The sequence below is a fragment of the Streptomyces sp. NPDC102274 genome (assembly GCF_044766385.1).
Classification (GTDB): domain Bacteria; phylum Actinomycetota; class Actinomycetes; order Streptomycetales; family Streptomycetaceae; genus Streptomyces.
Window position 1 is genome coordinate 1 of the sequence record NZ_JBIWLW010000084.1, and the last position, 8,646, is coordinate 8,646.

Genomic DNA, 8,646 nt, shown 5'->3' on the forward strand with positions numbered 1-8,646 from the left:
CTGGACGTCACCGGCCTACGTGAGCACGCCGCCGCGCTTCTGCCCGAGTACATGGTGCCGTCGGCCTTCGTCGTACTGGACGCGCTGCCCCTGACCACGAACGGAAAGGTCGATCAGCGGGCGCTTCCGGCCCCCGACCTCCCTTCGGAAGGGGAGTATCTCGCCCCCCGCACGGAGGCGGAACGGGTGCTGTGCGAGGTCTGGGCCGATGTCCTCGGCAGGGAACGGGTGGGCGTTCAGGACAACTTCTTCTCTCTCGGCGGGGACTCCATCTCCAGCCTCCAAGTGGTCTCCCGGGCCCGGCGCGCCGGGCTGGACCTCACCTCGCGGGATGTGTTCCTCAGGCAGAACATCGCGGACCTCGCGGCGTCGGCGGCGACCGCCGCGCCACGTGGCGCCTCCCTCGCGCCGCAGGGGGCGGTGAGCGGACCCGTAGGGCCGACGCCCATCCGTGAGTGGTTCTTCGCCCACCACCCCGCCGCGCCGCACCACTTCGCCATGTCGATGGCCTTCGAGCTGGCCATCGACACCGATCCCGCTCATCTGCGTTCCGCGGTCGCCGCCCTGCTGGCGCAGCACGACGCGCTGCGGTCGACCTTCACCTGTACAGAACGCGCCACACACGCGGGTGGTTGGGCGGGTCGTATCGCCCCTGCCCTGGACGTCGACGCGGTGTTCGCGGTCCATGACCTCGCCGCCGCCGCCGCCGCCGACAACGCCGACAACGCCGACGAGGCCGACGCCGACGCCGAAAAGGCGTGGCAGGAGCAGGTGCTCGCCGCACAGTCCTGGATGGACCTGTCCCGCGGTCCCCTGTTCCGTGTGCTTGTCGGGGACCGGGGACCGGAGCGCCCCGCGTGGCTGTTCATCGCCGCGCACCACCTGCTCGTCGACGGTGTGTCGTGGCGCATCCTGCTGGAGGACCTGACCCGTGCGTACGCGCAGGCCGCGGCCGGCCGGCCCGTCGACCTCGGGGAGAAGAGCGCGTCCGTACAGCAGTGGTCGCAGCGGCTGGCCGCGCATGTCGCCGCGGGCGGCTTCGACGACCAGGCCGGTTTCTGGCGGACGGTGACGGACGCGGGGGCCACGGAGCTGCCGGTCGACCTCCCGGGCGGCGGCAACACGATGGCCGCGCAGGCGACCGTCGACGTCACCCTGGACGCGGAGGAGACCGCGGCCCTGCTGCACCGCGTGCCCGACGTGTACCGGACACGCACCGATGACGTACTGCTGGCCGCGCTCGCCCGTACGCTGCGGACCTGGACCGGTCGGGAGCGTACCGCCGTCGCCGTCGAGGGACACGGCCGCGAGGAGCTGTTCGGCGACCTCGATCTGACCCGGACGGTCGGCTGGTTCACCTCGATCCATCCCGTCGCCCTCGCGCTTCCCGACGGCGGCGACCGGGCCGCGGCGCTCATGTCCGTGAAGGAGCAGCTGAGGGCGGTGCCCGACCGAGGGCTCGGGTACGGCGCGCTGCGCCATCTTTCCGCCGACGGCGCCCCAGGGCGGGCCCTCGCCGACGCCGCCGAGCCGCGCATCAGCTTCAACTACCACGGCAGGTTTGACGGATCCGCCGACACGACCGGTCCGCTGGGCGCGACCCTGCCGGCCGCCGGGCAGGACCACCACCCCTCCGAGGAACGCGCGCATCTGATCGATGTGATCGGTGTGGTCGCCGGGGGCCGGCTGACCTTCACCTGGACGTACTCGACCGAGCTGCACCGCCCCGCGACCATCGAGCGGCTGGCCGGGGACTTCGCCTCGGAGATCAGCGGATTCGTACGGCACTGCGCGCAGCTTGAGGCGGGCCGCCGTACCCCCTCGGACTTCCCGCTCGTCCGGCTCGACCAGGACACCGTGGACGCGCTGGTAGGGGTCGGCCCCGCGATGCGGGACTCGGGAGTGGAGGACATCTATCCGCTCACCCCCATGCAGAGCGGCATGCTGCTGCACACCCTCACCGAGCCGGGTGTCTATCTCGACCAGGTGTCGTTCCTGCTCGAAGGCGCCGATGACTCCGGGCTGCTCGCCACCGCCTGGCAGCGGCTCGTGGACGCGACGCCCGCGCTCCGTACACATCTGGTGTGGGACGGTGTGCCCGAGCCCCTTCAGGTGGTCCGGCGGAACGCGACCGTGGGAATCGGGCAGCTGGACTGGACCGATGCCGACGCCGACGAACAGGCCGTGCGGCTGAGCGAGTTGATGGACGAGGAGCTCGCGGCCGGCATCGATCTGACCGTCGCCCCGCTGATGCGGCTCGTCCTGATACGGGCGCGGGAGGGTGCCGTCCGTGTCGTGTGGACCTTCCACCATGTGGTGCTCGACGGCTGGAGCACCACGCAGATCTTCGAGGATGTCTTCGCCCAGTACCGCGCGCTCGGTACGGGAACGGGCGGGGACGCGCCTCTGGCGGCCCGGCCGCCGTTCCGGGACTACGTGGAGTGGCTGGGCCGGCAGGACGCGGCGGCGGCGCGGGAGTACTGGCGCGGAGCACTGGCCGGGTTCGGCTCGCCGACCCCTCTGCCCGTCGACCGCCGTCCCGCCCCCGGCCACCGGTCCCATGCCGCCGGGCGGGTACGGATCGAGCTGTCCACCGAGGACGCCGGCGCGCTGACGGAGATGGCCGGACGCCACCGGCTCACCCTCAACTCGGTGGTGCAGGGCGCCTGGGCGCTGCTGCTGTCCCGTTACTCGGGCGAGGACGACGTGTGCTTCGGCGCCACCGTCTCCGGGCGGCCCGCCGACCTCCCCGGCATGGAGTCCACCGTCGGCAACTTCCTCAACACACTGCCCGTACGGACCCGGGTACCGGAGACCGAGAGCCTTCTCGACTGGCTCGGCCGGCTCCAGACCGAGCAGGCCGAGGCGAGAAGTCGTGAGCATCTCGCGCTGCGGGAGGTGCGCGACTGCGCCGAACTGCCGTGCGGTACCGAACTCTTCGAGAGCATCGTCGTCTTCGAGAACTACCCCGGCAACGAGGAGGCCGCCACCGCGCACGGACTGCGGGTCACCGATGTGCACGCGGTCGACACCGCCGGCTACCCGCTGGATCTGACCGCCTACGCGGACGCGGACAAGTTGGCGCTGGTGCTCGCGTACGACCCCGCGCTGTTCGACCACGACCGCATCGTGCACATGGCCGAGCATCTGGCCGTACTGCTGCGCGGCATGCCGGGCGGCACGCACCGCCCGCCCGCCGATCTGCCCCTGCTTTCGGAGAGCGGACGCGACCGGCTGTTGCGTGGCGACGGCAAGGGCGACGGCGACGGCAAGGGCGACGGCGACGGTAACGGCGACGGCGACGGTAACGGCGACGGCAAGGGCGACGGCGACGCTACGGGGCACGGTGCGGGTGATGGCTGGAGCGGTCGCCGGATCCCCTATGAACACTCCACCTGTCTGCATGACCTCATCGCCGCGCAGGCGCGCAGAACGCCGGAGGCGGAGGCGGTGGTGTTCGGAGCGTCCACGCTGACATACGCCGAACTCGACTCGCGTGCCAACCGGCTCGCCCAGTATCTCGTCACGCGGGGCGTCGGCCCGGAGACGGTCACCGCCATCTGTCTGGAGCGCGGCCCCGACATGGTGGTGGCCCTGCTGGGCGTCCTCAAGGCGGGCGGCGCGTATGTCCCGCTCGACCCCGCGCACCCCGCCGAGCGGCTGGCGTATGTCCTCACCGACAGTGCCGCCAGGCTGGTGATCACGCAGCGGTCCCTCGCCGACAGTCTGCCGGCCGGGCCCGCGCCACTGCTGCCTCTGGACGAGCGGTGGGACCTGATCGCCGGGCTGCCCGACCTAACGCCGCAGACCGGTGTCGCCCCGCGCGATCTCGCGTATGTCATCTATACGTCGGGGTCCACCGGACGGCCCAAGGGCGTGATGGTCGAGCACCGCAGCATCAGCCATGGCGCGGCGTCCTGGAACGCGGCGTACGGGTTCACCGGGAGGGGGGAGATCGACGGGCCGGGGGACGGCGTGCCCGGGGCCGGCGGAACGGCCTCGGACGCATCGGCCTCCGACGCATCGGCCTTCGGTGGACCGGCAGTCGGCGGTCCCGTACGGCAGCTCAACGTGGCCAGTATGTCCTTCGACGTGTTCGTCTCCGACCTGGTGCACGCCCTCTGCCATGGCGGCGCCCTCGTCATCGCACCCTCCGAGGCCATCGCCGACCCCGCACAGCTGCTCACACTCATGCGGACCGCCCGCGTCACCCATCTCGACACCGTCCCGGCGCTGGCCACCGCGCTCGCCGACGAGGCGGCGCGCCACGGCGAGGGCCTTCCCCCGCTGCGGGTGCTGGCGGCCGGCGCGGATCTCTGGCGTACCGACGACTGCCGACGGCTCCTGGACGAGGCCGCCGAGGGCACCACCGTGCTCAACACCTACGGGGTGACCGAGGCCACGGTCGAATCCTCGCTCTATCCGGCGGTACGAGGAGCGCTGCCCGACACCGCCGGCGTGCCGATCGGCAGGCCGAACCCGGGCATCCGGATGTATCTCCTCGACAGCGCGCTGCGGCCCGTGCCGGTCGGTGTGACCGGAGATCTCTATCTGGGCGGTCCCAGTGTGGCCCGGGGATATCTGAACCGGCCCGAACTGACCGCGCAGCGGTTCGTCGCCGATCCCTTCGGCGCGGATCCCGCCGAGCGGCTGTACCGGACCGGCGACCGCGCCCGCTATCTGCCGGACGGCGACATCGAGTTCGCCGGTCGCGCCGACGAGCAGATGAAGATCCGCGGTTTCCGTATCGAGCCGGGCGAGATCGAGTCCGCGTTGCGGCGGCACCCGTCCGTCGCCCGCGCGGTGGTCGCGGCGCGGCAGGACGGTGGCGGCGCGGCACGGCTGGTGGGCTACGTGGTCGTACAGGACGGGCACGCCTTCGCCCCGGGCGACCTGCGCGCCCATCTCAAGGGACTGCTGCCCGGCTACATGGTGCCGTCGGTGTTCATGGAACTGACGAGCCTGCCGTTGAACGCCAACGGCAAGGTCGACCGCCGCGCCCTGCCCGCCCCGGACACCGCCGCGCAGGCCGACACCGCGTACATCGCACCGCGTGACCCGGGAGAGGAAGTGCTCGCCGGTATCTGGCAGGAGGTGCTTGGCGTGGAGCGCGTCGGCGTCGAGGACGACTTCTTCGAACTCGGCGGCAATTCGATTCAGATCCTGCAGATCAACTCCCGGATCAGGGCCGCGTTCGGGGTGGGGTTCTCCGTCCGCGCCTTCTACGGCTCCCCGACGGTGACCGGTCTCGCGGTCGCGGTGGAGGAGCGCATCCTCCAGGAACTCGAGGACTCGATACAGCAAGCGCAGCAAGCGCAACAAGAGCAGGACGAGCAGGACGAGCGGCAAGAGCGGCAAGAGCACTGAGCAACAAGCGGGAACTGGAGGGGGATTCATGAACACGGCGTCCTCGCCGAACTGGAAGTCCGTATCCGTGGCGGAGGGGCGCCCCGTACCGGAGAGCTGGAACGACACCGTACGGCGGGACCTGCTCGGCACCACCGTGCTCGGGACGGTCGAGCGGTGGGCCAGGAACACCCCGGACGCCGTCGCGGTCGAGGACGCGGGGACGACTTCGGCCGCCGCTTCCCTGACATATCGACAACTCAACGATCGGGCAAGCCGGTTGGCCCAGCTGCTGCGCGCTCACGGCGTCGGCGGCGAAGCCCGCGTCGGCGTCTGCCTTGAGCGGTCGGCCGAGCTGGTCGTGGCGCTGCTCGCCGTACTGAAGGCGGGCGGTACGTATGTGCCGATCGACCCCGGCTACCCGGCCGACCGAATCGACTACATGCTCGCCGACAGCACCCCACAGGTGCTGATCGCACGGCACGGCACGCTCGCGCTCCGGGCCGGTGGAACAACGCCCCCCGTCCTGGAACTGGACCGTCTCGACCCCGACCTGGCCGGGCGCCCCGCAACGGCGCCCGAGACCGCCGTCGGGGCGGACACCTCCGCCTACATGATCTACACCTCCGGATCGACCGGTCGGCCCAAGGGCGTTGTGGTGCCGCACGGGGGCCTGCTCGGGCTCGCCGTCGCTCATGTCGAGGCGCTCGGGCTCCGTGCGGAGAGCCGGGTGCTCCAGTATGTCTCGCCGAGCTTCGACGTCTCCATGGCCGACATCATGATGACCCTCGTCGCGGGGGCCACCCTCGTACTGTCGCCGGGACAGCCCATGGGGGATGAGCTGCTGCGGCTGCTCGCGGAACGCCGCGTCACCCATCTCATGGTCCCGCCGGTCGTCCTCGGCACCGTACCCGAGGCCGAACTGCCCGACCTGCGGACCGTGGTGATCGGTGGCGAGACCTGCCCGGAGGATGTCGTCGCCCGCTGGTCGGCCGGCGGCCGCCGGGTGATCAACGCGTACGGCCCGACCGAGGCCACCGTATGCGCGACCCTCAGTACCCCGCTGTCCGCCGCGGTCACGGGCCCGTACCCGATCGGCGCGCCCATCGCCAACACCCGGGCCCATGTACTGGACGACACACTCCGGCGCGTACCGGTCGGTGCCTGGGGCGAGCTGTACCTCGGCGGCCCCCTGGCCCGTGGGTACCACGGGCGGGCCGGGCTGAGCGCCGGGCGGTTCGTCGCGGACCCGTTCGCCTCGGGCGGCCGGCTGTACCGGACCGGGGACGTGGTGCGCTGGCGGCCGGACGGTGCGCTGGAGTACGGCGGACGCAGCGACGATCAGGTGAAGGTGCGCGGCCTGCGCATCGAACCCGGCGAGATCGAGGGGGTGTTGGCGCGTCACCCGGCGGTACGCAGTGCGGTCGTCGTGGCACGTGAGGACCTGCCCGGCGTCAAGCGGCTCGTCGCCTATCTCGTGGCCGAGCCGGGCACCGACGGGGAGTCGGGTGTCGAGAAGGGGCCGGACCTGGGTGACGTGCGGGCGCATGTCGCCGCCGAGCTGCCCGACTTCATGGTCCCCGCCGCCTTCGTCGTACTGGACGCGCTCCCGCTGACCGCCAACGGCAAGCTGGACCGCCGAGCTCTGCCCGCGCCCGAGTACGGGACGGACGGTACCGACCGGGAGTACGTCGCCCCGCGCACCGCGACCGAGCGGACGCTGTGCGGTATCTGGGCCGGCGTACTGGGCGTCGAACGGGTCGGCACCGAGGACGACTTCTTCGACCTCGGTGGTGACTCCATCCTCGCCCTCCAGGTCGTGTCCCGGGTACGGGGCACCCTCGCCGTCGCGCTGCCCTGGCGCACGCTTTTCGACCGGCCCACGGTGGCGGGCCTCGCCGGTCTCGTCGAGCGGCAGGACAAGACGAAGCCCACCGCGGGGCCGGCCGCCATCCCGGTCGCCGACCGGGCCGCGGCTCTGCCGCTCGCCCCCGGGCAGCAACGCCTCTGGTTCCTCAACGAGTTCACCCCCGGAAGCGTCGAGTACAACACCGCCGCCGCCCTGCGCCTCTCGGGCGAACTGGACGGATCCGCGCTGCGGGAGGCCGTCACCGACCTGGTGGCGCGGCACGAGACCCTGCGGACCACCTTCGAGACCGAGGACGGCCGCCCGGTCCAGGTGGTGCATCCGGGCGCCGTCGTCCCCGTACGCACACTCGATCTCTCGACCCTCGCGGAGAACGCGCGGGTCGCCGAACTCGACGCGGTGCTACGGGCCGAGCAGGCCACCCCCTTCGACCTGCGCACCGGTCCACTGCTGCGCATCCTGACGATCCGGCTCGCTCCCGCCGAACATCTACTGGTCGCGACGCTCCATCACATTGTCACGGACGGCTGGTCGGTCGGGGTGCTCGTACGCGACCTGGGCGCCCTCTACGCCGCGCGGCTCGTCTCCACTGCCGTGCCCCCCAACGTCCTCCTCGGCTCGACCCCCGCCGCCCTGACCGGCCTGCCCGAACTCCCGGTGCAGTACGCGGACTACGCGCTCTGGCAGCGGGACGCGCTCGCCGACGCGTCGGTGGAGCGGCAACTCGACTACTGGCGAGAACAGTTGGCTGACCTGCCCGCGCTCGATCTGCCGACCGACCGGCCGCGTCCCGCCGTCCGCAGCTCGGCCGGCGCGGTACACACCTTCGAGGTGCCGAAGGATCTGGCCGACGGCCTGGCCGCGCTGGGCCGGAGCGAACGCGCCAGCCTGTTCATGGTACTCACAGCGGTGACACAACTACTGCTCGCGCGTTACAGCGGCCGTCAGGACATCGTCGTCGGCACGGTCACCTCGGGGCGTGACCGCGAGGAGACCGAGAACCTGATCGGCTTCTTCGTCAACACCGTCGTCCTGCGGACGACGGTCGACGAGTCTCGCCCGTTCAGGGATCTCCTCGCCTCCGTCCGGGACACCGCGCTGGAGGCGTATGCCCACCAGGACGTGCCCTTCGACCGGCTCGTGGACGAGCTCGCTCCCGAGCGTGACACCAGCAGGACCCCGCTGGTGCAGGCGGCCGTCGTCCTCCAGAACGCCTTCGGGGGGCTGACGGAGTTCGGCGGGATGCCCGCCGAGAGGGTGTATGTGCCGCGTGAGTCGGCCCGGTTCGACCTCACCTTCGAGTTCTGGGGTCATGACGGGGGCCTCTCCGGCGAGATGGAGTACAGCACGGATTTGTTCGATGCGGTGTCGGTGGAGCGGTTGTGTCGTCATTGGGTTGAGTTGGCGGGTGTGGTGGTGGGTGGTGTGGGTGG

At 71.5% G+C, this 8,646-nt stretch carries 2 protein-coding genes; both read left to right on the forward strand.

The window, feature by feature from the left end; all coding sequences use genetic code 11:
- A partial coding sequence (locus tag ACIRQP_RS41345) for a condensation domain-containing protein (RefSeq protein WP_403900484.1) occupies positions 1-5,367 on the forward strand: 5,367 nt, incomplete at its 5' end.
- Positions 5,368-5,395: 28 nt separating this feature from the next.
- Positions 5,396-8,646 (forward strand): amino acid adenylation domain-containing protein (locus ACIRQP_RS41350; protein WP_403900486.1); only part of this gene is annotated, 3,251 nt, incomplete at its 3' end.